Genomic DNA, 25,741 nt, shown 5'->3' on the forward strand with positions numbered 1-25,741 from the left:
TTTAAAATTCTCACAAACATATGCTATATTAATTTTCTAAAATAAACTTAACTGTATAACACTATCCATCTTCTCTTCTTCTTTATTAATCTCTAAAATCCTTTGACCCATTCGCTCCACCAAATCAACCACTAAAGCATTTCCCATACAAAAGTATCTGTTTCTTTGTGGCATACCTGTATTTGTCCAGTTCATTGGGAATCCATTTAACAACTCACATTCAGCTGGTGTTAAATATCTTAATTTTTTTGTATAAGGATCTTCAATTACATGTGAACTTCTATTACATGTTCCTTCACTTGTTAACATGGTACGTCCAGGCTTATCTAAATCGTCAGGGAAAGCCATTCCTCCCTCAGCGTAGAAGTATTTATGCCCCGTCGCCTTTGATACTCTTTCTTCTTTTTTAGGACCTTTAAGATACTTTAGTTCCTCAAATTCCGTTCTTCCCTTTTTGTTAACCTTATCCATTTTCAAATAATATGATTCATCTGCAGGACCAAATTTATCATATGCTTTCTGAACAATCTCACCTAAAGTCTTTGGATTTTCAGTTACTGGAACTACTTCTTCAGTATATACTTGTCCATCTATCATCACGCCAGAATTATAGTATTCCTCTTTAAATGTATCGGAAACCTCAACAATATCGACCGGCAACACAAATTGCCCTCTTTTTTTGTTTTCCACAGGTGCTTCATGCACTTTAAAAATCGGAGCGAAAAATCCATTTTCACACAATATCTCTAATGACTTCATTTCACTTTGAACAGACGCGAAATGAGATTCTTTTAAGTATGCAAAAATAAATACTCTTCGTCTTCTTTGTGAGTTTCCATAATCCGCAGCGTTAATAACTCTCCATTCAACTGCATATCCTGCATCTCTAAAGCTCGCCAGCATAATAGAAAAATCACGACCTCTTTGTTTTGCTGGTGACTTCAATAATCTATCTACATTCTCTAACAAAACAAATCTTGGCTTGCGAGAATTAACTATGTTTATTATCTCCCAAAAAAGAACACCCTTTTTTCCTTGTATTCCTTTTTCATTTGAGATAGTACGTGCTACTGAATAATCTTGACATGGAAAGCCACCTACCAATAAATCATGCTCAGGTATCTCTGGCCAAACCTCTGCTATATCTTTATTTTCATGTATTCCTCTATTTTCAAATTGAGTGGCATAACAATTAAATGCATGTTGCGCTTTAGTTAAAGGCTCCCACTGATTTCCCCAAATAATCTCAAAATTCCCGTTCGCTTCAAGTCCTAACCTAAAACCCCCCACTCCCGCAAAAAGTTCTACTACTTTCACCATAAATACACGAACATCCTTTCGGTATTTTATTTCTTTATGCTTCATTATAATAAAAAGTAAGGAAAAGATCAATCCCTATATTATGAGAGTACATACTTCCGTTCCATAATATAGATTTTTGATTTCCATATCTTATTTAATAAGAAATCCTCTGCTTTTCCTTTACATAGTTTTTATCTCTACAAAATTGAAACAGCTTTTTATTATATCATAACTTTTCATTTAAAGGTTTCTAAGCAAACCAATTAATATAGATAACGAAAGGGGATTACTATGGTTACATACACTACACTAGATGAACTAATGTTAAAAGCAAAAAAAGCTGAAGGACAAAAATTTAGTGAAATCAATCCAACAAATAAACTCGCAACAGCAAATTCAAAAGGTGAACTTGGTCAGTTAGTCAAAGAGGGCTTTTTTGGGTATGAAAGCTCCTCAGATGCGGACATTAACTTCAAAAACCTTGGAGTCAAACTAAAAGTAACACCTTTTAAGCAAAATAAAAATGGATCCTTATCCGCTAAAGAACGCTTAGTTTTAAATATCATTAACTACATGGAGGAAGTTAATACATCTTTCGAAGAGTCTAGTTTCTGGGGAAAGAACAAAAAATTATTACTTATGTTTTACGAATGGAAAGCAGATTTAAATCGTCAAGACTTCCATATCACAAAAAGTGTTCTATTTTCATATCCTGAAGCTGATTTAGAAATAATAAAGCAAGATTGGGAAACAATCGTATCTAAGATTCGCTCTGGAAAAGCACATGAGTTATCTGAAGGTGATACAAATTATTTAGGAGCTTGTACAAAAGGAGCTAATAAAAACTCAATTCGTTCACAACCATTTTCAGAAATACCAGCGATGCAACGAGCATTTTCATTAAAACCTTCCTATATGACTACATTAGTTCGTAGATATATCAAAAATGAAGAGTTAATAAGCTTCACAACAGCCAACGACTTAAAAGGAAAATCATTAGAAGAATTTCTTCATTCCAAATTCGAACCTTATATAGGATTAACAGATAAAGAGATTGCCCAATCACTAGAAATAGATTCTAAACCTACTGCAAAAAATTTCGTTCCATCATTGGTAAGTTCTTTACTAGGTATAAAAAATACACGCCTTACTAATATTGAAGAATTCGCAAAAGCCAATATAGAATTTAAAACAATTCGCCTAGAGCCAAATGGAAAACCTGAACAGAGCATGTCATTTGAAACTATTGATTTTCATCAGTGGACAAACGAATCATGGGAAGAAAGCGAAATCCGCGAACGCTTCTATCAAACCAAATTTTTATTTGTAATCTTTGAATTTAAACAAACAAAAAAAGAAAATCTAAACCGTGAGCTCTACTTTAAAGGTATTAAAATTTGGAACATGCCTACTCCTACAATAGAAAAAGAAATACGAGGACTTTGGAAAGAAGTAAATACAGTGGTAAATGACGGCGTTCAACTTGAATATAAAACACATGGGGGTAAAATCGTTGAAGTAAATAACCTACCAAAAATGAATTTCAACGGTGTTGCGCACATTAGACCAAAAGCTCGCAATGGCTCTGACAAAGTAACTTTACCTGATGGTCAGCAAATTACAAAGCAGTGTTATTGGTTGAATAATTCTTATATTGCTTCTGTTATTGCCAATAACGTTAACGAGTAATTTAGTTTAATCTACAATCTTTATACCGCACAAAAAAACACCTTCTCACTTCACATGATTAGTACATACAGTGAGAAGGTGTTGTTTCTATAAGAGATTTACATAGCTTATTGTAGGAGTACTACCTCTCATTATTTCAAGCCAATTCCCCCTATCAACTCACCATATCCTAAACTACTCTCCTCCAAAAACACCCTCGTCTCCCCACTATTCTTATAAAAGTAATTCCAACCCCTCTCCCTCAAAATCCCCTTCCAACTATCACTCTCAACCATCCTCTTAATAATACTATCCCAATAAGCAACCTCTTCCTCCGTCATATCTTTCGGCCCCATAATTCCTTTCCAATGCTGAAATATGACGTCAATCCCTTGTTCTTTCCACGTTGGGATTTCTGGTAATCGGTCTAGTCGTTTTGGTGCTGATACGGCTAGTATTTTTATTTTGCCGGCTTTGTATTGTTTTTCGGCTTCGGATAGGGTCATTGTTGCGGCGTTGATTTGTTTGTTCGTTAGGGCATTTATGATTTTTTCTTTGTTTTCGTAGACGAAGAATTCTAGTTCGGCAGGGTTTATGCCGAATGCTTTGCTTACTTGTACGAAGGATAGGTGATCGTCGTTTCCTAAGCCTGGAGCCACGCCGATTTTGAAGTTTTTCTTATCTTGTTTTAGTTGTTCCATTAGTTGTTTTGCGTTTTCTATGTTTGAGTCTTTTGATACGACAACAACTTCCCAGTCTGACGCTAGTGTTGCGAGCGGTGTGAAATCTTTATATGTTAGTTTACTGTGGCCTAGTAGGTTATTCGTTATGAGTAAGCTTGAATTAATCGCAAGTACGTGACCGCCTTTTTGTTTCGTATATTTCCATCCGACATCACCGCTGCCGCCTACTTTATTTGTGACTGTGATTGGTTTTGTGAAGATTTTTTCTTCTGTCAGTGTTTTTTGCATCGCTCGTGCCGTTAAGTCCCATCCAGCGCCTTGAACGTTCGGTGCAACGATTTCTACTTCTTCTATGTTCACTTTATTTGTGTGAGTTTTTTCCGAGGAACAACCAGCTATTACTCCTGTCATGATCCATATACATAGTAATAATCGTTTTTTCATAATCCTCGTCCTATTCGATATTTTCGTTCTTGTCGCCCGATAATACCGTATGTATACTCTACTGTGCATTCGTTTGTCGCTACTAAGTATTCTAAATATCTTCTTGCGGTTGTTCTGGAGGCCCCCATTTGTTCTCCCATTTCTTCTATTGTAATTCCCTCTTGGAATCCTTTTATAATTCCTTTCACTTTTTGCAGTGTTAACGGATCAACACCGGTCGGTAAGTTTTTCATATCTTGTGTTTGCGAAGTACCGAAGAAGTTATCGATTAGTGCTTGATTTACTTCATTGTTACTATGTAATAATTGCTTCTTTCTTTTATAGTCTTCAATGGTGCGAACAAACTTTTCTAACGTGACCGGTTTTATAAGGTAGTTGCTTACGCCATTTCGAATTGCTTTTTCTAGCATATGATTTTCGTTCGCCGCTGTAACCATAATGACGTCAACGGTTGGAAAGTCAGCATGGATTTTCGGCAATAAGTCTGTACCAATTCCATCTGGTAAGTAAATATCTAATAGAAGCAAATCAATTTCTTCTTTTTGTAGTAGTTCCATCGTTTCTTTTGCGTTCAATGCTTTTCCGATCACTTTTACGTCCTTTATTTTTGATAAAAACTCCTCTTGAATTTGCGCTACGCGGAAATCATCTTCTGCAATTGCAACCTTCAACATATGTCCGTCCCCCTGTTTGTCATTTACTTTCTTTCAATGTTTTCGGAAGGTAAATTGTAAAAATAGCTCCCCCATTTTTCTCGTTCTGAATTTCAATTGTTCCTTGTAGTACGTCTACCATTTCTTTCACGTTTGCTAGTCCGTAACCACGATTATTTCCTTTCGTCGAAAATCCTTTTTGAAAAATGGTACTTATTTTTTCTGCTGGTACTCCTATCCCGCTATCTATCACTTCAAAAACAATATCGTGCCCAATGTCAGTAACAAAGAAGGAAACACTCTTTTCCTCTTGCCCACTCACCGTATCAAACGCATTATCGATAATGTTTCCAAGGATCGTAATAAGGTGCGAAACTTTTATATGATCTGGTAGCGGATGAAGTGCACTATCTCCTTCAATATGAAAATCGATTTTCTTCTCAGACGCTGTTCCAAGTTTCCCCAATAAAATAGCTTGTACTTTCGCATCATGAATTTGATGGAATAAAATATGGTTTTGGCTTTGATGAATATTAGATTCTTGTTGGATAAATTCAATTGCTTCTCTGTAGTGCCCTAACTGCAATAAACCTGATAAGACGAAAAGTTTATTTGTAAATTCATGTGTTTGAGCGCGTAAGTCCTCTGAATACTTTCTTACCTCAGATATTGTGTTAACAAGGTTTTGCAATTCGGTTTTATCTCTAAAACTACATACAACACCTACCGTACTGTTATTTTCGAGTATTGGTGTCATGTTTAAAATAAACACTTTATCTTGAAACGCTATTTCTTGATCGTTTTCTAGCACTCTCCCCATATTAAAATTCGGTAAAACTTTTGAAATGTGCTGATGCACATAATCATCATTTACATGCAACATCTCTTCTGCCGAAGTGTTCATCATTGTAATAAAACCGTTTTGATCAATGGCAATAATCCCTTCTTTTATAGATAGTAGTATCGCGCTTCGTTCCCGGTATAACGCTGCGATTTCATTCGGTTCCAAACCTAATGTATCTTTCCTAATACTACGTGCTAAAAGTATCCCGCCAACAATTCCAACTAGTAATACCGCTAAGGAAAAGAGTATAATTTCTTTCGTTCTGCTCAATATGTTAGATTCAATACCTTTTATTAAAAACTCTACTGTGACAACGCCTACTACTTGATCGTAATCTCCGTTATGAATAATAATAGGTGCCTTCGCCATTAAAGCAGGATCGCTTACTCCCTTTCCTTCAAGCGTATAATATCCTCCAAAAGTAAGTGCTTCATAGTTATATGGATTGTTACTCTTTGTACCAATCAACTCCGAATTAGAATGTGAATACATAACCCCATAGCGATCTTCCACAATTACATAATCTGCACCAGCTTGCTCGCGAACTTGTTCCGCAATGGATTGAATGGTACTTTTATGCTCGTTATATTGAAAAGCCTCTTTTATAGCTGGCATAAAAGAAAGAGATTTAGCCGTTTGCAGTGCTAACTGTTCCACTTGACGCTTCGTATCAACGGACTGAATGTAAACAAATATCCCCGCTAACAGGAGAACGACAAATAAAATTAATGTAATAATTAAGCCTAGTATTTTCGTTTGTAATGACACTTTACGTGATTTTTTCATACTTCATATCCCTTGATAAAATATTCAAAAATATCAATCTCCTTTTTCTATTATTATGACAAAACTAAAAATGAAGCAACTATTAAAAATATCCATGTACATAAAGTACAAAAAGAATAAAATTGTCATAATATTGAGATTTCGGATACAAAACAGTACAATTCAACTGCATTGAACACGCTTTCATATTTAACTTTTATTTATAAGCAAGAGGAGGAATTATTATGGCTCAAGCAAAATCTAACCGAGTGGCCGGCAATATCTTCAAAGGTTCAGTCGGCAATTTAATTGAATGGTATGACTGGTATGTTTACTCTGCTTTCGCTGTTTATTTTTCAGCAGAGTTCTTTCCTAAAGGAGATCCAACGAGCCAGTTACTGAACACAGCAGCTATTTTCGCAGTTGGATTTTTAATGCGCCCTATTGGAAGTTTATTAATGGGACGTTATGCAGATCGGCACGGACGCCGGGCAGCATTAACGCTTTCCATTACGGTTATGGCCGGTGGTTCTTTAATTATTGCCTGTACACCTAGTTACGAAAGCATCGGTATTATGGCACCAATTATTTTAGTTCTTGCCCGTTTACTGCAAGGATTATCACTCGGCGGAGAGTACGGAACTTCCGCAACGTATTTATCTGAAATGGCTAGTAGTGGCCGCCGTGGTTTTTATTCAAGCTTCCAATATGTAACGCTCGTTGCTGGACAGATGGTTGCGTTAGGCGTTCAAATTGTTCTTCAGCAATTACTGAGTGAACCAGATATGAAAGCTTGGGGATGGCGTATTCCATTCATTATTGGAGCGATGGGCGCAGTAGCTGTATTATGGCTTCGCCGCACGATGGATGAATCGGAGCAATTCTCAAAAATGGAATCTAAAAACCGCGAAAACGCAGGAACCGTTCGCGCTCTTATGAAGCATCCGAAAGCAGTATTAACAGTAGTCGGCCTAACACTAGGAGGCACTGTTGCATTCTATACGTACACAACATATTTACAAAAGTTCATGGTAAACACAGTCGGTCTTCCGAAAGAAGTTGTAAGTTGGATTAATTTTGTCGCACTACTTATATTCGTTGTACTTCAACCAATTGCGGGGCTACTATCCGATAAAATTGGACGCCGCCCACTATTAATGGCTTTCGGTATTCTCGGAACGTTACTAACAGCACCAATCTTCTTCTTTATGGAAAAAACGACAGAACCAATGGTAGCATTTTTACTCATGATGGTCGGCCTTATTATCGTTACTGGTTACACTTCCATTAACGCAATTGTAAAAGCAGAACTCTTCCCAACTGAAATTCGCGCACTTGGCGTAGGCTTACCATATGCACTAACAGTTGCGATATTCGGCGGGACTGCAGAGTTCATCGCATTATGGCTAAAGAGTATTGGAATGGAATCACTATTCTACTTCTATGTAGCTGGATGTATCGCGATAAGCTTTATTACGTATTGGCGTATGGATGAGTCATCGAAGACTTCGCAGATTGAGGCGGAGCTTGGTGGTGGAGATAAACTAGCTAATAATAAATCTAGTTAAAATTACGTATTCTATGTTCTTCGTTTACCTGAACTCGATTTGCTTTATCTAAAAAAGCATAATTCATTAATATACAATTTAAAAACCTCTACTTATATGTAGAGGTTTTTGTATGACGAAAAAACAAGTAGTTCCATTGTTATTTTACAAACCCCAAATTCTTCCTCATCTTAAAGTGGAACAAATTTATTACTTAGAGTGTCTAATAAGTGTATTTCTAATATTAGTTGTCCAGATTGGATACAACATATCCCGTTTGACATCTATTTTTATGTATTACAAAAAAAAGAAAGGACTTATTATTCCCAAAAGTAAAAAATATGTATTGTAATACTACGGTTAAGTATTACAAGTTTAATACTTTCACAGGTGAACCATTACAAGTGAAAACAAAAAAGAAATAACCCAAACCGTGACTTATCAATCATATAAACGTTTTGGATGTCCTTTAACCTGTGAAATTTTAGCTGCAGTAGTATTGTTACCCTATGCCATCTTTAATTGCATTGGTATTTAGAATACCTAGACAAAATCCATATATTCTTGAAAGAGGTTGAAAATTTATGTTCGTTTTAAACAAGTTCTTTAACATTTTACATTACAAAAAGATTGTGCCTGTAGTATTACTTTCATGTGTATCACTTATAGGCTGTTCCAATAGTAACACTCAATCTGAACCACCTAAACAAACTAATCAAGCTAATCAAATTAAACAAGAAAATACAGGTAATCAATCTTTCGCTAAACTTGAAAAAGAATATGATGCTAAGCTTGGTATTTATGCACTGGACACAGGTACAAATCAAACTGTTGCTTATCATTCAGATGATCGTTTTGCATTTGCATCTACATCTAAATCATTAGCTGTGGGCGCTCTTTTACGCAAGAACTCATTAGAGGCTCTTGATCAAAGGATTACGTATACTCATGAAGATCTTTCTAATTATAATCCGATTACTGAAAAGCATGTTGATACAGGAATGACGTTAAAAGAACTTGCAGATGCTTCTGTTCGATATAGTGACAGCACAGCACATAATTTGATTCTTAAACAGTTAGGGGGGCCCTCTGAATTTGAAAAAATCTTGAGAGAAATGGGAGATACTGTTACTACTTCAGAACGATTTGAACCTGAATTAAATGAAGTGCATCCAGGAGAAACACATGATACCAGTACACCAGAAGCGATAGCTAAGACACTTCAATCATTTACATTAGGAACTGCACTTCCAATAGAAAAACGTGAACTATTAGTAGATTGGATGAAGAGAAATACAACTGGAGATAAATTGATTCGTGCGGGCGTACCAAAAGGATGGGAAGTAGCTGATAAAACAGGCGCGGGATTTTACGGAACAAGAAATGATATCGCAATTATTTGGCCACCAAATAAAAAGCCGATTGTTCTTGCTATACTTTCTAATCATGATAAAGAAGATGCTAAATACGATGATAAACTTATTGCAGACGCAACCAAAGTCGTGTTAAATACCTTAAAAGCTACGGAATAAATGATAATAGGTTAAAAGTTTTCTATTTTAGGCGGGTGTTTTCATCAACTAAAAATTTAATAGTGTCCCAAAAACAAAATTTGGTGCTAACTTGTAATAAAAAGCTCATTTTTATTGTTTGGCGATAAATCGTTCTTTAAGCTTGATGGCGATTTGGTGCTACCCCTAAAACATCTGGACTGTAATAGCCAATTAAAAAGATGCAAACAAAACGACCTTTAATCAGTCGTTTTGTTTGCATTTCCTTTTTCTAAAACCACAGAAAAGATAAGTACTATAGTTAACAGCATAATAAACCTTACTTCACTTCCATCACTTACAAAAAATGAATACAAAGTATAAATTAAAATTAATATTCCATAAATAATTTTGTGCAATGTACTCCCCCCTTTTTGCCGTATATATTTTAGTATAAAAGTTTGATTCAAGTCCTATATCCAAATAAAAATAAAAATCACCTGTGATATACATAAAGTACTTTTCTCTTGTTAATTTATCTATTTTCTTTTTATAACTCAAACTTCTTCGAATCGTACTTTTCTAGAATTTGCTGCAATTCATTTTGTTCATATGGAATATGCTTATCTGTCTGTACATCTTCAACATTTGCTCCACCTGCTAATAATCTCCTGTACTTAAAAGAGTGCCCTGTTAATACTGTTTTAATCATTTTGTATTGCCCTCCTTTTGTTTGATTACTTGTATCATAAAACAAGTATCTGAAGTTGATATGTAGTCTATCTAGAGTGTATGTAAATTTAGAAAATCTCTAATAAAATGTTTGTATTGTAACTTTACCACCAAAACTATTGCTCCAAACACCATGATTTGAAGAGATAGTTCCCCATGTTCTAGCCTCAATTCCTCCTACAGTTCTATATTCAGTAAAACTAGTTAATCCCTATAATATAAAAAGAGCACCACTTTTTGGATGCTCCTCGTTATAACTATATATTATTTAATTTCCTTCTTTTGCTGGTACCATTTTTCCTTCTTGAGAATCTGTACCTTCTGTTCTTTCAACAGTTTTTGCATATTCTGATTTCTCAGATGATCCAATTTCAAATCCAGGTTGAGAATCTGTACCTTCTTTTGTTGGTACCATTTTTCCTTCTTGAGAACCTGTACCTTCTGTTCTTTCAACAGTTTTTACATCTTCTTTAAAAGTTGCTGGCACTGCATCTTTAGGTAAATCAAAGTTTTGTGAGAAAGACGTTGTTCCATCTGCACTTTGTGTAATTACTTGATTTGAACTATCTTCATTTAACTTTAAATTGTCCATTTTCGCATCATCTGCACCTACTGCACCTCCCGCTACCAATCCTGTACTTAAAAGTGCTCCTGCTAATAATGTTTTAATCATTTTTCATTACCTCCTTGTTTTGTTTGGAACTACATTTAGCATAAGACAAGAATCTATAGTTGATATGGACTGTATCTGGAGATTATGTAAAGAAAAATAGATGATCAATTGTATATCCTAATGGATGCTTAGACAAGATTGAAACTTTATATGAGTTTGAACAATTGAGTTCCCCTTTGTTTTTGGGTGTGAGGTTTTTAGCTGGAGTGGAGTGAAGTGAGGGACTAACCTTTTCTAATTTGAAAGCAAACTTTTTATTATTAGTTTACATTCAAAACACTGTAAATAAAGATGTTAAAAATCCGTGAACAAAAAACCACATCTCATTGATGTCCACCCCATCAGAAGTATGGAAGGGAATTAAATATAATCCTTCCCTGTCTTTATGCATTAAGATAGAAAAAATTATAAATATAGACTTAAATATTTTTTTGAAAGGATATTGTTTAACAAACATAAAAAAGAGCTAAGTCTGTATGAGAACCTTAGCTCTTTTTTTATATTTATTGTTTATTATATAAATTATTTAGCGCTACAAGCCATACCAGCTATCATATTACCAACTGAAATACCACCAGGTTCCCCCGATGCTTTCTCTCTAAAACAAATGACAAGCCACCTCATGCCCCTTCGCAATCTCCACCATCTTCGGTACTTCCTGTGCACATTTTTCAGTAGCGAATTTGCACCTCGTTCTGAATTTGCAGCCGGATGGTGAGTTTAGTGGGCTTGGTACTTCTCCCTCTAGGATGATCCGTTCTTTGCCTGTATTTGTTGGATCTGGTTCTGGCATGGAGGAGAGTAGTGCTTGTGTGTATGGATGTGCCGGTTTTGTGTATAGGTCTTCGCTGTCGGCAATTTCTACTATGTTTCCTAAGTACATGACTCCGATTCGGTCTGATATGTGTCTTACCATGGATAGGTCATGTGCGATGAATAAGTATGTGACTCCTGTTTCTTCTTGAATGTCTTGCAGCATGTTTACGACTTGTGCTTGGACTGAGACGTCTAGTGCTGAGATTGGTTCGTCACATAGGATGAAGTCTGGTTTTACAGATAGTGCGCGCGCGATGCTGATGCGCTGTCTTTGGCCTCCACTAAATTCGTGCAGGTAGCGATATAGGTGTTCTTCTTTTAAGCCTACTTTTTTGAGAAGGTCTAGAATGATTTCTTTTCTTTCTTCCGCTGTGTAAGAGCCGTGAATGTTCATCGGTTCGCTAATAATTTGGAATACGTTCATTGTCGGGTTTAATGATGCATATGGGTCTTGGAAAATGATTTGCATTCGTTTTCGATATTCTTTTAGTTCACTTTCTTTTAAATTCGCGATATCTTGTCCGTCGAATAAAACGTTCCCTGAAGTAACGTCGTGTAAACGAATGATGCTTCTTCCTGTCGTTGATTTTCCGCAGCCGGATTCTCCTACTAATCCGAATGTTTCACCCTTTTTAATTGTAAAGCTTAGGTCATCGACTGCTTTTAATTGCTCTGTTTTTCTGCCAAATAGTCCTTTTTTAATAGGAAAATACTTTTTTAAGTTCCGAACTTCAATTAAGTTTTCTTCATTCATGGGAATCACCTACTGTTTCATCGTTTAACCAGCACATGGAACGTCTTTCGTTTCCGATTTCAAAATATGGTGGACGTTCTTTTTCACAAATCCCCATTTTATGCGGGCAACGCTCTGCGAATGGGCAACCTTTCGGCGGATGTAGTAAGTTTGGCGTTACACCTTGAATTGGTGCTAGTCTTTCTTTTACTCCGTTCGATATTTTTGGCAGAGAGTTTAATAGCCCTTTCGTGTATGGATGATTCGGTGATTGGAAAATATTAAGTACAGGTCCTTCTTCCATAATAAGCCCGCCGTACATAACGATAACGCGTGTACAGTTTTGCGCAACAATTCCTAAGTCATGCGTAATAAGAAGTAACGACATATTTGTTTCGTTTTTTAAGTTTTTCATTAAGTCTAGTATTTGTGCTTGTATCGTTACATCAAGCGCGGTTGTCGGTTCGTCCGCAATGAGAAGGTCTGGGTTACAAGACATTGCCATCGCAATCATAACCCGTTGTTTCATTCCACCACTTAATTCATGCGGATATTGTTTCATCCTTTCTTCTGGTGAAGAAAGACCGACTTGTTTTAACAAGTTAACCGCGATGTGCTCTGCTTCTTTCTTTTTCACTTTTTGATGCCGTATAATTACTTCCATCATTTGCTTCCCAATTTTCACAACCGGATTTAGCGCAGACATTGGATCTTGAGAGATAAGTGAAATTTGATTTCCTCTAATAGAGCGTAATTCTTTCTCCGATTTAGAAAGTACGTTTTCATTTTGAAAAAGAATCTCTCCTTCTTTCACTTTCCCTGGCGACGTAACGAGAGCCATAACGGATTTCGCCATAACGCTCTTTCCGCTTCCCGACTCGCCAACAATCCCAACGACTTCACCCTTTTTCAAACTAAATGAAACACCGCGAACAGCTTCTACTTCGCCGTCTTCTATGAAAAAAGAAGTCTTTAAATTTTTCACTTCTAATAGTTTTTCAGACACGCTTCTCACTCCTTTCACTTAACACTTTAGTTCTCATTCCCAGCTCCTTTTGGCGCGAAAGCTTTTTTCAACGCTTCACCGATTACGTTAAAACTTAATACTGTTAGAAGGATAAGGAACCCTGGGAAGAGTGTTAAATACCAAGCTTCACCTATGTATCCTTGCGCATTATTTAACATGCTGCCCCAAGAAGAATCTGGTTCTCTAATACCTAACCCCAAGAAGCTAAGTGATGATTCCATTAAAATCGATGTCGCAATTGTTAATGTCGCTGCGATTATAATGGTTGATAAAATGTTAGGAATGATGTGTCTTACAATAATCATGAGTGATTTTTGTCCCGATACTTTCGCGTATAACACGTACTCACGCTCTTTTACTGATAACGTTTCTGCCCTTACGATACGCGCGGTATCCATCCACGTTAATAATCCGATAATAAGAACAAGCGTTGTAATTCCTGGTTTTAAATAAGCATTTAATAACAACATTAAAAAGAAAGAAGGAATCGACATAAGAACCTCGACAACTCGCATTAAGAGGTTGTCTAACTTTCCGCCAAAATATCCGCTAATTGTTCCTACTGCGGTTCCGATTGTAATGGAAACAACCATCGCTAGAAAACCAACAGCAAGGGAAACCCTTCCGCCATATAACGCCCTCGTTAAGTAATCCCTTCCGTAATCATCTGTACCGAACGGATGACTCATACTCGGTTCTTGTAAACGATCTGGAATAGACATTTTGCTAGGATCGTACGGTGATACGAATGCGAAAAGAGACGCTATTGTTAAAACACTAAGTATAATAACTCCCATTACTACAAACTTATTTTTTGTAAAACTACTTTTTATCGTTTGAAATCTCCTATTGTTCATTCCAAATCACCCCCTCATTCGAATGCGCGGATCTACTACGCCATATAAAATATCAGCAATTAAGTTACCGAGAATTAACATGAATGATGATAGTAATGTAATTGCCATAATAATTGGATAATCAAATCTAAAAATAGCATTCACCCCGAGTGAACCAAGTCCCGGCCATGAGAATACTGTTTCCGTAATGAACGCTCCGCCTACTAAACTTGGAATGGATAATCCGAAAATTGTAATGATCGGTATTAATACGTTTCGAAGTACGTGATTAAATAAAACTGTTTTCTTTGAAGCACCGTACGCATATTGAATTTGTACGTAATCTTCCTCTAATTGCTGGATTGTGCTTGAGCGAATATATCTCATATAGACAGAGATGTTTTGGAACGCTAGCACTATGCAAGGTAAAATGCCGTGCTGGACAATATCCCAGAAGGAATCTTGACCGACCGTGCGCATACCCATACTCGGAAGCAGGTTCAACTTTAAAGAGAATAAGTAGATTAATAGTAACGCGAACCAAAAGACTGGCATTGAGATTCCCACATAGGAAATGAAGTTCACAATGCGGTCAAAGATAGAGTTCTTTTTCACCCCTGTAAATAGTCCAAGTGGTATTGCGATTACGAATGAGACGAGTAAAGAGGATCCCATTAAGCCGATTGTTGCAGGTAATCTTTCTGTGATAAGTTCTAAAACAGGACGGTGATTTTGAAGTGAGTATCCAAAATTCCCTGTTAAAATATTTTTCAACCATAAAATATATTGCATGTAAATTGGTTGATCTAGTCCTAAACTTTTGCGAATACGCTCGACGTCAATCGGACTCATATTCGGCGTTACAAAGTTTCGAACTGGATCGCCCGGCGCTAGTTTTATTAATAGAAAAGAAATAATAGAAATAACAAATAAAAGCGGAATTGCATTTAAAAGCCTCTTTGCAATTACTTTATACACAAACTTCCCCCCTCAAGATAAAGTGAAACTTTAATCAGTGGGGGTTTTGTCCATCCCCCACTGATTATTAGCCCGCACCAATCGGGCTTTAACGGGCAGCCCGACTCCCACCTAACTTCCTCGCATTCGCCGAATTTTGAGGTGGGAGTCTTACTGCCCGTTAAAGCGGGATAAAGAAGCTGATTTCCACCAGCTTCTTTACTGTTTCTTATTTCACTTCATAAATTTTCGATAGATCTTCAAACATTGTGACAGGAATTGCTTTTGCTTCTTTTAATCCATCAAACTTTTTATCTACTGCAATAACTGCTTTCGGATATGCGATTGGAAGATAAGGTAAGTCTTCTCTCGCTGTATCTTGAATTTTATGGTATAGCTCAGCTCGTTTCGTTTTATCTGTTTCAACTGCAGCTTCTTCCCATAACTTATCGAAGTCAGCATTTTTATAACGTGCATAATTGTATTCTGCATTACTTAAGAATAAGCTCTTATATGAATCTGGCTCAGGTCCCATTATGTAACCACCGAATGTAATGTCATATTCTTTATTTTCTTTATCTAAGCCTTTTTCACTTGCTGCACTTGCATCTAATGCATTTAGTTCAACTTGTAAGCCAACTTCTTGTAATTTTTGCTGCGTATATAGCGCTAAACTTTCCATGATTTTATTATTCGTTACATACATAACGCGTACTTTTTCTTTATCTTTCACACCAGCTTTTGCTAATAAATCTTTCGCTTCTTTTTGATTATACTTATACTCTTTTATATCTTTCGCATAATACATAGCGTCTGGCGTTAAGATTGAATTTGCTGGTTCTGCAAATTGACTAGAAACGAATGCTGAGTTAATCATTTCTTTCTTATCTAATGCATGTGCAATTGCTTGGCGCACTTCTTTTTTCTTCATAAGGTCTGTATTAAAGTTATAAGCTAAGTAGAATAATCTACCTTCAGGGAATGTCACCATTGAGAAGTTCCCAGTGCTATCTAATTTCTTAAAGTCTTGCGGCTCAATCATCTTCATATTGATTTGACCATTTTGCAGTGAAACATTTGCCGTATTACGGTCTTTTACAACTCGGTACACAATAGAATCTAATTTCGCTTTACCAGCAAAATAATCATCGAATCGCTCTAAAGCAACATATTCATCTGACTTAAACTCTTTTAATTTAAATGGACCTGATCCTACAGGCTGTAAGTTTTTCTTACTCTTCACTAAATCTGCTTCACCTTCAAATACATGTTTCGGAATTGGGAAGAAGTCATTCATAACCCCTTCGAAAGATGCACTTACTTGTGGTAATACAAATTGAGTCGTTAGCTCATCCACTTTTTTCACCTCAAGCGGCTTTCCTTTAAAAATAAAGTTTTCACGGCTTGAACTATTTTGCTTCTCATCTAAAATAGATTGGAATGTAAATGCTATATCGTCAGATGTAATTTTCTTACCATCATGCCATTTCAAATTATCCTTTAGTTTTAAAGTCCATGTTAATTGATCCTCTGAAGGCGTAAAGCTCTCAGCAAGAACAAACTTTTTCTTACCGTCTTCCATATGATACAGCGGTGCATATAAAGCTTGCTGTATCGTTAATGACACACGATCATTCGCATAAAGCGGATTCATCGTATCCGGATTATCACTAACACCAACTGTTAACGTCCCTCCATCTTTCGGAGTCCCTGACGTACTAGTTCCTGCCTGCTTCGAAGAATCTTTCTCCCCAGAACAAGCCGCTAATGCAATAAGTAATATTAGGACAAATGGTAATGTAAACAACTTCTTTTTCATATTTCGACCCCTCTCGACTATTTACACCTATAAGAAAACTCGGAATTAATACCGAGTTTTCTTATAGGTTTTAAATTACCACTACCCGTATGTATTGTCAAACTTTTTCGCAAAGGTAGAAAGTTTGAAATCTATTAATGAATTCTTGCGATAAAATATATTTATGTGGATGATAAAACAAAAAGACCACGAAAAGGTAGCCTCGCAAAATGAGTTAAAAAACTAATAGCCTACAGGAAATTCCTCTAAAATGGTTGTTATATATAATTGAAAATGTAGAATGGGATTAAAGATAAAAAACATTTTTAGGAGGTTATCATGACGTTTGATGAATTGAAAAAAAACAAACCCACAACCCCATGGATTGAGAATGATGAAGATGGGGAGTTTTTCACTGAAGAAAATATAAGTGCAACAAATAAAGTTCTTGACACTTACATTAACAATTTAGAGCTATTGGGGGAGAATCCAACCGAAGTCGAAATAATGCAAGTCGTTAAAGAAGTAGTTGTTAAAATAAATGAATTAAATGACGAACATGACTATTTTATCGAAACAATGGAAAGAGAAGATCTCTATGAATTTATCGATACAGCAGCACGAATAGCTGGCTTAGAATCCGAAGAAGACATAACAGAAGAATGGAGAGAATGGTAAACAAAACAGAGAAAAATTTAAACTGCACCTCTAATGGTTAGAGGTGCAGCTTTTTTCATACGCCAATTGAATTAATGAGTTGATATCTGCATAGGATTCACATGTTCCAACATAATATCAATTTAATTTTTATCACGAGGATTTAATTATAAATAAATATTGGCACTTGCTTTAATCAAATAAAAAAATCTCGTCTCTTCTTTTAACTGGCACATAGAGAGAACCTTCACTATTGTCTTATTTCACATTATGTAAGATACAACAAATAATAATCTCTCAATACACTTTCATATACAAAAATATATGAAGCACCAAATAGAGTAACTTATAACCCAAATTAAAAAGACCACCAAAAGGCAGCCTCACAACTGAATCGTAGTACCCATCCCACGCTCCATCGCTTTTTCATATAAGTATTTCGCAACGATAATATCTACTACCGCTAAACCTACTGATTTGAAAATAGTAATCTCTTCATTGTTCTCCCTACCAGCTTTTTCCCCGCTAATAATTTGACCAAGTTCGGCGTGTATGTCACTTGCCTCAAATAAGCCTTCTTTTATTGGAACTTGAAGGTCACCAGTTTCTTCTAGCGCTGCTTCTTTTGATTCAACTACTACTTTATTTGCGTTCGCGATGGCATGGGATGGTAGTTCTTGCATGCTCGGTCTGAATGAACCGACGGCGTTTACGTGGACGCCTTTTTGCAATGTTTCTGTGAAGACTGGTATAGATGCATTCGTTGTTGTGACGATGATGTCTGCTTCACTTATTGCTTCATCTGGATCCCTGTAGACGTATGCAGGTTTATTGAATTTCTCTTGTATATATTGTGCAAATACATACGCTTTTTCTTCTGTTCGATTGTATAGTATGACTTTTTCGATATCTCTAACCGCGAATACAGCTTCTGCAATTCCTTTCGCTTGTTCCCCTGTGCCGATGATGCATAAGTTTTTTGCGTTATGACGAGCTAAATGTTTTGTCGCTACACCTGATAAGGCGCCTGTTCGGATCATTGTTAAATAAGAACCTTCTAAAAGTGCGAGCGGTTCTCCTGTTTGAAAGTCTGATAGCATCACAATCCCGTTTATCGTTTTCTTTCCGAGCTTCTTATTATGAGGGGCTACCGTTACTATTTTTACTCCAAGCGCCTCAAGTCCTTCCGCGACTGAAGGCATAATTAACGCGGTATTTTGTTCACTCGCAAATGGTAATGAGCCGCGAATTGGTGTGATCGTTCTTTCTGCGGAAAATTCTTTTAAAGCAAGCGCCGCATATTCAATGACTTCCTTCATATTTACTAAGTTTTTTTGTTCGTTCGCGCTTATGACTAGCATATTTGTTCACCCTTTTCTAAATTCTTCTCTTCACTAGATGCAATATTTTCGTTTACGACCTGTGCTCCTACTAAATCACCCGTAATATTTACAACTGTGTGGCCCATATCAACGAGCGGAGAAACAGCTGCGATGATCGGGATAATTGTTAGCGGAAGCCCTAGTGTAGAGAGTAAAATGGTCGCGGTAATAACGTCCGCACCTTTTACTCCGGCACAGCCGGCTGCAAGGACAATTCCTAAAAATACAGTTTGCATAATAAGCCCAAATGTAATCGGAATTCCATATACATTTAATGCGAAGACCGCTAAAACACCGAGTGCTGCGGATAGTCCATTCATATTAACAGTAGCCCCAAGCGGAATGGTGAAACCAGCTACCGATTCAGGGATACGAAGTCTTTTTTGCGCAACTTCCATCGTTACCGGAAGAGTAGCGCTACTTGATGTCGTACTAGCAGCTACGAGCATAGCTGGACTCACTTGTTTGTAGAAGTGAAGTGGGCTTATCCTCCCGAAAATTTTCAGTACAATTGGGTACATAATAAATACAATGAGTAGCAATGATAAATAATCAGCTACGACATAGCTAACGACAGCAGTAAGCATGTCAGCTCCAAATGTGCCAACTACATGAGCAATTAACGCCATAATTCCGTACGGAGCAAATCCAATAATGATTTCTGCAATTTTAATCATTATTTTTGATCCTTCATGAACTAATTTACGAGTTCCTTTCGCTTGATCGCCAAGAAGAATAAGTGCCATGCCGACAAAAATAGCAAAGATAATAATTTGAAGCATACTTGTTTCTGCAGCCGCTTGAATGACGTTAGAAGGAAACCATTGTACGATATTATCTATAAAACTAAACTTCTCTTCTTTAAAGTTCTGTCCATTCGCAAGAAGACCTTCTACTCCTTTACCAGGGTTGATAATAAAAGCGATTACTACGCCAATACTTGTCGCTAATACAGCTGTCATTGCATAGTAAATGAAAATTCTTCCGCCAATTGCCCTTAACATTTTCGGATTTTCAAGTTGTGCGATACCTGAGACGATACTTAAAAAAGTTAACGGCACGATAATCATTTGTAATAAACGAATAAATATATCCCCAATCGGTTTTAAAACAGCTACTTTCGGTCCAAATACTACCCCTAACGCAATACCGATTAATGCCCCTATCAAAATTTTCACAGGTAAATTTAATTTTCGCCACCACTTCATCCAAAGGTCCCTCCCTTAAGAAAACATTAAGCTAACAAAAACCCCCGATTCAAAACATCTCTCGGATTTACAACAAACTGATGAAATCCTGTAATAAACGCCTGCCCCGTCACTTTCGGAACGACTGCTTCATATTGATCTACCTCTGTTACGGATAATACTTCTCCCTCAAATTGGCCGTCAGTGATACATTCGTGGACGAAAGTTTCTCCCTTTTGTAAGGCATCTTTTTCAAAAAGGGTTGCGATTCTTGCGGAAGTTCCTGTGCCGCAAGGGGAACGGTCTACTTGCCCGTCAGCAAAGATCGTTACATTTCGTAAAGTAGCGTCTTTTCCTTTCGGTTCATCTGAGAAAATAACGCCGTATATTCCTTTTAAACCTTCTTCAAGTGGATGTTTTACTTCCATTTGACTCTCAATGTAGTGCTTAATTTTACCGCCCCACGTTTGAATAGCAGGTAAATCTTTGAAATCGACTTTCAAACCAAATTCTTTACAGTCTACAACAGCGTAGAATGCTCCGCCAAATGCAATATCTACTTGAAATTCATAGTCATCTATTTTGATAGGAACGTCTTTCTTATATACAAACGAAGGAACGTTTTCAAATGATACGGACTCTACTTCGCTCCCGTTAAATTTTGCGTACGCAATGACTTCCCCAGCAGGGCTATCAATAATGAATTTTTGTTTTTCACCTGTCACTTCAAACATACCAGTTTCAATTCCTACTGTAATAACAGCGATAATTCCGTGACCACACATCGTACTCCAGCCTTCATTGTGCATAAATAACACGCCAAAATCAGCATGAGGACTTGCGGGCGGAGTAATAATACAACCGTACATTCCGTGATGTCCTCTCGGTTCATACATAAGAATCTCACGAAGATGATCCAAATGTTCCATGCAGTACGCGCGTCTTTCTAATTGCGTTTCTCCCTTTATCACTGGTACTCCGCCCGTAATGATTCGAAGTGGTTCCCCAGCTACGTGAGCATCAATTGTTGTGTATATTTTACTAACCTTCATTTCTATCTCTCCTTCATACTTTTATACTCTTTTCATTGCAAATACCATGCCAAAGTGCAGAGCGTTAATTTGTTTACATTTTTCTGAAAAAGGTGTATCCTTTTGGCAACAAATCTGTATACCACTGTCTACTTTTTTATAAAGTGAAACTTTAATCAGTAGGGATCTTTTCCATCCCCACTGATTATTAGCCCACACCAATCGGACTTTTACGGGCAGTTGCTCTCCCACCTACCTTCCTCGCATTCGCTGAATTTTGAGGTGGGAATCTTACTGTCCACAAATAGCGGGATAAAATCTTTGGAGGATACACTATGAAACAATTCGATAACTTTGCAGTTCCAACGTTACATACACTCCTTTCTTACGTGGAAGAAGCGATTTCTATCGTAAATACGAAGGGCGTTATGTTGTACTGGAATGAGGCAGCAGAAAAAATGTATGACATAAGAAAAGAAGATATTATCGGTAGAAATGTGCAAGAGTTTTTTTCAAAGGAAGATATTATGAATTTGAAAGTTCTTGAGAGCGGGCAACCGGTCCGGGATATTTATCATCTTCCTCGGCCAGATAAGCACGTATTAATTAGTACGACTCCTATTTATGACGAAAGCAATGAATTAATTGGTTCTATGTCTGTAGAAAGAGATATTACCGTAACGATTAAGTTAAATGAAAAATTATCCTCCACTTCTGAAGAATTACAGCAATTAAAGCAAATGATTCAACATCAGCAAGATGACCCCTTCAGCACGATTAAAGGAAATAATGCAACACTTCAGCACATTATCCACAACATGAAAAAGGTAGCGAAAACTGATGCGACGATTTTAATTACAGGAGAAAGCGGTGTTGGAAAAGAGCTATTTGCCCAGGCCATTCATGAAGCGAGCCTTAGAAACAAGCAACCTTTTATCCCGATTAATTGCGGTGCTATCCCTGCCGCTCTCTTTGAAAGTGAGCTATTTGGTTATGAATCCGGAGCATACACGGGAGCCGCTAAGGGCGGCAAAGCAGGAAAGCTAGAATTAGCAAGTGGCGGTACATTATTTTTAGATGAAGTAGGAGAACTCCCACTTGATATGCAAGTGAAACTACTTCGTGCTTTACAAGAAAAAGAGATTTACCGAATTGGTGGGCAAGCTCCGAAAAAGATAAACGTAAGAGTGATCGCCGCAACGAATCGTATTTTAGAAGATATGGTGCTCAGCGGGACATTTCGATCTGATTTATTTTATAGACTAAATGTTTTCACAGCTCACATCCCGCCGCTAAGAGAGCGAATAGATGATATTTCTTTTTTAGTGCATCATTTCTTAAAGGAATTTTCTTTTAAATATAACAAGCCCGCTCCTTTCGTTCATCAAGAAGCAATGAATCGACTGCATACATATTTTTGGCCGGGTAATATTCGTGAACTACGCAATATAATAGAAAGATTAATTGTCCTTCATGAAGGTAAAGAAATACGTGAATCAAACATTTCGCAACTATTACCTTCGCAAAAATCCGTCTATCATACAGAGCGTTCACTCACTGATGCGAAAAAGAACTTGGAGAAAACTAGAATTATACAAGCTCTCGAAGACACGTACGGAAATAAAAGCATTGCTGCGAAAAAGCTGGGCATGTCCCGGGCTAATTTATATAAGAAGCTGAAGAAGTATGGGATTACCTATGAAGTAGAGCGATAATCAGCGGTGTGTGTATGTTCATAAGCCAATAAAAAAAGTCATTTATTCATAGTGTGTAAGATTCATTGTGGAATTTAAGCCACATATTCGTTCTTGGAAGATGCTTCAATAAGATGATACATATGATTTTTTACTTACTTTGAATCCTAAAAATAGAGAGATTGTCAGGAAAGATTTATTGGTGTTGCTTAAGTTGGCAAAGCGAAAAAAATTTATAACACATGTGCCTTTAACGAAAGAGAAATCAAGAGCTTTACCTCCAACTACTACCCCTTTAACCATAGAGGAACAAAAGGCTGTAGAAAAAGCAATTAAACAAAATATGTTAAATTCCCCTGAAGAATTGTTGTTAGTATCTTTATGTTTTTATCATGGACTTAGCACATCAGATATAAAGAATAGCTGTAAAAGTTATAAATTTAGTGGTTTAAAATTATAGAGCATTTCTTTGAATGAGGAATGCTTTTTATTTTTCCTTAAAACAAAAACTCACAATAAAAATTTCATTCAAATTAATAAAATTTTATTGTAAAACGATAAAATATATATTAAAATCAAAATCAGAATAAATAAGCGAGGTGCTTTTTATGGAAAAAGGAACAACGTTATTTTTAAAAGTAGCTGTTATTCTTTTAGGAATCCCAGTTCTTGCTCTGTGCATCTTTTTTGTGCCTGAGATGGCGAATCTTGCAGCAAAATTGCTTCCAGAGTTTTCTTTTATAAAATATCTCGTTTTCATCGCTTTTGATGCATCGGCGATACCTTTTTACTTTGCTTTGTATCAGGCTTTCAAACTCTTACGCTATATTGACAAAAATAAAGCTTTCTCCGATTTATCTGTAAAAGCTTTAAAGAAAATCAAATACTGTGCCATCACAATCAGTATTTTTCATTTGCTAGTTTGGCCGCTCTTCTATATCTTTGCGGAAGTAGACGACGCACCAGGAGTTATCTTTGTCGGATTGGTTGTTCCTTTTGCTTCGATGGTTATCGCAGTCTTTGCGGCTGTTCTCCAAAAACTTTTACAAGAAGCAATTAATATCAAATCAGAAAATGATTTAACGGTCTGAGGTGAATAACAATGGCAATTATAATCAATATTGATGTGATGTTAGCAAAAAGGAAAATGAGCGTAACAGAACTTTCGGAGAAGGTTGGAATAACAATGGCGAACCTTTCTATATTGAAAAATGGAAAGGCAAAAGCGATTCGACTATCCACTTTAGAGACAATTTGTAAGGCTTTAGAATGTCAGCCTGGAGATATTTTAGAATACAAAAGTGACGAAGACAGTTAAACATATTGAGGAGACTTAATGTAACAATTATTAGAGGAGGTATAACTATGGACATTAACAATTTGATTGTTGAAAATATTGCTAACCCTCATGAGCTGGAGAGAATGTATAGAAAAGACCCGAAAACTTTTAAAAAGTCATTCTCACACGCATGGGAACAAAATCCTGATTCTCAGGTTCTTGGCGTTTGGTATGAAAGATTGCATTTCAATGAGACGGCAAATACAGAAAAATCTTCCTTGCTTCAAAAAGGTTTCTTATTCATGGGCATTTTAGCCATTCTGGCCGGGATAAGCACCAGAATCATTTTCCATTTTGTCGAACAGGAAGCAATTGCTCCAATTAACCTGGCTTTTGGTATAATTCCCTTTATTGCTGCCTATTTTGTTTACAATAATACTCCGAAAAAAAGTGTTATTTATTCCCTTGCAGCGTGTTTCCTAATTTCCGGGATTTATCTTAATATGCTGCCATTAAATTATAAAGACAGTATTATCCTTGCTTATTTACACCTTCCCATATTCTTATGGGTATTGGTAGGGCTTGCATTTACAGGAAATGAACATTCAAAAGGCAGTACAAGATTAGCCTATATTAAATTTAATTTGGAATATTGTATTCTCTACGCCAGCATGGCAGTTAGCGGAATGATACTAGCAGCATTAACCATGCAGTTATTTAGCTTTGTTGACTTGGATATAGAAGACTTTTATTTTAGTAATGTCGTTTTATTTGGTGCCGCCGCTCTAGCTATTGTGGCTGCATATCTAGTATCAATGAATCTTAAACTTGCTAAGAATATTACACCATATATAGCTAAAATTTTCAGTCCTCTTGTCCTGGTCACATTGTTGGTCTATCTTATAACGGTTATATGGGCCGGAAAAAATCCATTCTTGGACCGCAATTTCCTGATAGCCTTCAACGGAATACTCCTTGGTGTATTGGCCGTTACCATATTTTCCATTACCGAGAGCGACTCAGACGAGAAAAAGAACATTTCAGATTATATAAATTTCGCCTTAATTGTTCTTACGCTTATCATTGACAGTGTGGCTTTGTCAGCCATCGTGTTCAGACTTTCTTCTTATGGGATTACGCCTAATAGACTTGCTGTTTTAGGAGTAAACATACTTATCTGGGCAAATCTAATTTGGATTATGCTCTCCTATATGCGTTTTCTACAAAACAAATCTGGACCTTCAACTATCCAAGATGCCGTTACTAAGTATTTGCCAGTCTACGGAATTTGGGCAGCTTTCGTTACATTTACTTTTCCTATAATTTTTAATTAGAAAGGCTCTGTTAATGTAACAAAAAGCTAATCTTCTATAACGTATAAAATCCTTAGAGCCGATATTATGCAGCTTTTTATACAAAGTTGCATAATATCGGCTTATTTTCATTACTAAAGTTAAAAAGAGGATATTCAAACTAGAAGACATAATATATTGTTGCAACTGGATTCTTTAAAAAATGAATCCGTTTTGATCAATCTTTTTTC

General features: G+C 36.5%; 25 protein-coding genes. 9 read left to right on the plus strand and 16 right to left on the minus strand.

Going from position 1 to position 25,741, the window contains the following annotated elements; translation table 11 throughout:
* Positions 1–36 precede the first annotated feature (36 nt).
* Positions 37–1,320 (minus strand): DNA (cytosine-5-)-methyltransferase, encoded by a 1,284-nt coding sequence (gene dcm, locus CQZ94_RS12880; protein WP_105585699.1) that lies wholly within the window; start codon positions 1,318–1,320, stop codon positions 37–39.
* Between the two features lie 273 nt (positions 1,321–1,593).
* On the opposite strand from dcm, the gene CQZ94_RS12885 reads away from it, so the two are divergent.
* Entirely contained in the window at positions 1,594–2,991 is a 1,398-nt protein-coding gene (locus tag CQZ94_RS12885) for a Sau3AI family type II restriction endonuclease (RefSeq protein WP_105585700.1), read from the plus strand.
* Between the two features lie 131 nt (positions 2,992–3,122).
* On the opposite strand, the gene CQZ94_RS12890 is transcribed toward CQZ94_RS12885, so the two are convergent.
* From CQZ94_RS12890 to CQZ94_RS12900, 3 genes are read right to left on the minus strand one after another with little or no spacing between them, the layout of a single operon-like run.
* Positions 3,123–4,097: a tripartite tricarboxylate transporter substrate binding protein gene (locus tag CQZ94_RS12890; protein ID WP_142395826.1), complete on the minus strand. Its 975-nt coding sequence runs from the start codon at positions 4,095–4,097 to the stop codon at positions 3,123–3,125.
* The gene (locus CQZ94_RS12895) at positions 4,094–4,771 is read right to left on the minus strand and encodes a response regulator (protein WP_105585702.1); all 678 of its coding nucleotides are present in this window, start codon (positions 4,769–4,771) and stop codon (positions 4,094–4,096) included. Before CQZ94_RS12895 ends, CQZ94_RS12890 begins: the two co-directional genes overlap by 4 nt.
* 19 nt (positions 4,772–4,790) lie before the next feature.
* Entirely contained in the window at positions 4,791–6,380 is a 1,590-nt protein-coding gene (locus CQZ94_RS12900; protein WP_105585703.1) for an ATP-binding protein, read from the minus strand.
* 224 nt (positions 6,381–6,604) lie between these two features.
* On the opposite strand from CQZ94_RS12900, the gene CQZ94_RS12905 reads away from it, so the two are divergent.
* Both CQZ94_RS12905 and blaIII read left to right on the plus strand, forming a co-directional pair.
* The gene (locus tag CQZ94_RS12905) at positions 6,605–7,927 is read left to right on the plus strand and encodes an MFS transporter (RefSeq protein ID WP_105585704.1); all 1,323 of its coding nucleotides are present in this window, start codon (positions 6,605–6,607) and stop codon (positions 7,925–7,927) included.
* A gap of 563 nt (positions 7,928–8,490) precedes the next feature.
* The gene (gene blaIII / locus CQZ94_RS12915) at positions 8,491–9,438 is read left to right on the plus strand and encodes a class A beta-lactamase BlaIII (RefSeq protein ID WP_105585706.1); all 948 of its coding nucleotides are present in this window, start codon (positions 8,491–8,493) and stop codon (positions 9,436–9,438) included.
* Between the two features lie 218 nt (positions 9,439–9,656).
* Here blaIII and CQZ94_RS31210 read toward each other — a convergent pair whose 3' ends face one another.
* From CQZ94_RS31210 to CQZ94_RS12945, 8 genes are all read right to left on the minus strand, one after another.
* Positions 9,657–9,815, minus strand: coding sequence for a hypothetical protein (locus tag CQZ94_RS31210; RefSeq protein ID WP_000548946.1), 159 nt, complete (start codon positions 9,813–9,815; stop codon positions 9,657–9,659).
* Between the two features lie 131 nt (positions 9,816–9,946).
* The gene (locus CQZ94_RS31215; protein ID WP_181149493.1) at positions 9,947–10,108 is read right to left on the minus strand and encodes a hypothetical protein; all 162 of its coding nucleotides are present in this window, start codon (positions 10,106–10,108) and stop codon (positions 9,947–9,949) included.
* Between the two features lie 288 nt (positions 10,109–10,396).
* Positions 10,397–10,801 (minus strand): alpha-ketoglutarate permease, encoded by a 405-nt coding sequence (locus CQZ94_RS12920; protein ID WP_105585707.1) that lies wholly within the window; start codon positions 10,799–10,801, stop codon positions 10,397–10,399.
* A 598-nt stretch (positions 10,802–11,399) separates the two neighbouring features.
* A complete protein-coding gene (locus CQZ94_RS12925) occupies positions 11,400–12,371 on the minus strand; it encodes an ABC transporter ATP-binding protein (protein WP_142395827.1) in 972 nt (323 codons plus the stop codon).
* On the minus strand, positions 12,364–13,356 hold the full coding sequence (locus tag CQZ94_RS12930; protein ID WP_105585709.1) for an ABC transporter ATP-binding protein: 993 nt from the start codon (positions 13,354–13,356) through the stop codon (positions 12,364–12,366). The genes CQZ94_RS12925 and CQZ94_RS12930 overlap by 8 nt, the downstream gene beginning before the upstream one ends.
* A gap of 26 nt (positions 13,357–13,382) precedes the next feature.
* The gene (locus CQZ94_RS12935) at positions 13,383–14,234 is read right to left on the minus strand and encodes an ABC transporter permease (RefSeq protein WP_105585710.1); all 852 of its coding nucleotides are present in this window, start codon (positions 14,232–14,234) and stop codon (positions 13,383–13,385) included.
* A 6-nt stretch (positions 14,235–14,240) separates the two neighbouring features.
* Positions 14,241–15,191, minus strand: coding sequence for an ABC transporter permease (locus CQZ94_RS12940; protein WP_105585711.1), 951 nt, complete (start codon positions 15,189–15,191; stop codon positions 14,241–14,243).
* Positions 15,192–15,399: 208 nt separating this feature from the next.
* Positions 15,400–16,989, minus strand: a complete 1,590-nt coding sequence (locus CQZ94_RS12945; RefSeq protein ID WP_105585712.1) for an ABC transporter substrate-binding protein — start codon at positions 16,987–16,989, stop codon at positions 15,400–15,402.
* Between the two features lie 318 nt (positions 16,990–17,307).
* Between CQZ94_RS12945 and CQZ94_RS12950 the strand changes: the two genes are divergently transcribed.
* On the plus strand, positions 17,308–17,646 hold the full coding sequence (locus CQZ94_RS12950; RefSeq protein WP_105585713.1) for a hypothetical protein: 339 nt from the start codon (positions 17,308–17,310) through the stop codon (positions 17,644–17,646).
* 362 nt (positions 17,647–18,008) lie between these two features.
* On the opposite strand, the gene CQZ94_RS12955 is transcribed toward CQZ94_RS12950, so the two are convergent.
* The 4 genes from CQZ94_RS12955 to CQZ94_RS30890 are packed head-to-tail and all read right to left on the minus strand — an operon-like array spanning position 18,009 to position 21,477.
* Positions 18,009–18,986 carry an ornithine cyclodeaminase family protein gene (locus CQZ94_RS12955; RefSeq protein WP_105585714.1) on the minus strand — a complete coding sequence of 326 codons (978 nt, stop codon included), beginning with the start codon at positions 18,984–18,986 and terminating at the stop codon, positions 18,009–18,011.
* On the minus strand, positions 18,980–20,215 hold the full coding sequence (locus CQZ94_RS12960) for a dicarboxylate/amino acid:cation symporter (protein ID WP_105585715.1): 1,236 nt from the start codon (positions 20,213–20,215) through the stop codon (positions 18,980–18,982). Before CQZ94_RS12960 ends, CQZ94_RS12955 begins: the two co-directional genes overlap by 7 nt.
* 26 nt (positions 20,216–20,241) lie before the next feature.
* A complete protein-coding gene (locus tag CQZ94_RS12965) occupies positions 20,242–21,246 on the minus strand; it encodes a proline racemase family protein (RefSeq protein ID WP_105585716.1) in 1,005 nt (334 codons plus the stop codon).
* A gap of 21 nt (positions 21,247–21,267) precedes the next feature.
* Positions 21,268–21,477, minus strand: coding sequence for a hypothetical protein (locus CQZ94_RS30890; RefSeq protein ID WP_142395828.1), 210 nt, complete (start codon positions 21,475–21,477; stop codon positions 21,268–21,270).
* 83 nt (positions 21,478–21,560) lie between these two features.
* Here CQZ94_RS30890 and CQZ94_RS12970 point away from each other — a divergent pair, with 83 nt between their 5' ends.
* From CQZ94_RS12970 to CQZ94_RS12990, 5 genes are all read left to right on the plus strand, one after another.
* Positions 21,561–22,940 (plus strand): sigma-54 interaction domain-containing protein, encoded by a 1,380-nt coding sequence (locus CQZ94_RS12970; RefSeq protein ID WP_105585717.1) that lies wholly within the window; start codon positions 21,561–21,563, stop codon positions 22,938–22,940.
* Between the two features lie 193 nt (positions 22,941–23,133).
* A complete protein-coding gene (locus tag CQZ94_RS31725) occupies positions 23,134–23,379 on the plus strand; it encodes a hypothetical protein (RefSeq protein ID WP_258166019.1) in 246 nt (81 codons plus the stop codon).
* A 148-nt stretch (positions 23,380–23,527) separates the two neighbouring features.
* On the plus strand, positions 23,528–24,010 hold the full coding sequence (locus CQZ94_RS12980) for a DUF2975 domain-containing protein (RefSeq protein WP_105585718.1): 483 nt from the start codon (positions 23,528–23,530) through the stop codon (positions 24,008–24,010).
* Between the two features lie 11 nt (positions 24,011–24,021).
* A complete protein-coding gene (locus CQZ94_RS12985; RefSeq protein ID WP_105585719.1) occupies positions 24,022–24,237 on the plus strand; it encodes a helix-turn-helix domain-containing protein in 216 nt (71 codons plus the stop codon).
* A 47-nt stretch (positions 24,238–24,284) separates the two neighbouring features.
* A complete protein-coding gene (locus CQZ94_RS12990) occupies positions 24,285–25,532 on the plus strand; it encodes a DUF4153 domain-containing protein (RefSeq protein WP_142395829.1) in 1,248 nt (415 codons plus the stop codon).
* Positions 25,533–25,741: the final 209 nt, after the last annotated feature.

The organism is Bacillus sp. MYb209 (assembly GCF_002975175.1).
GTDB lineage: Bacteria > Bacillota > Bacilli > Bacillales > Bacillaceae_G > Bacillus_A.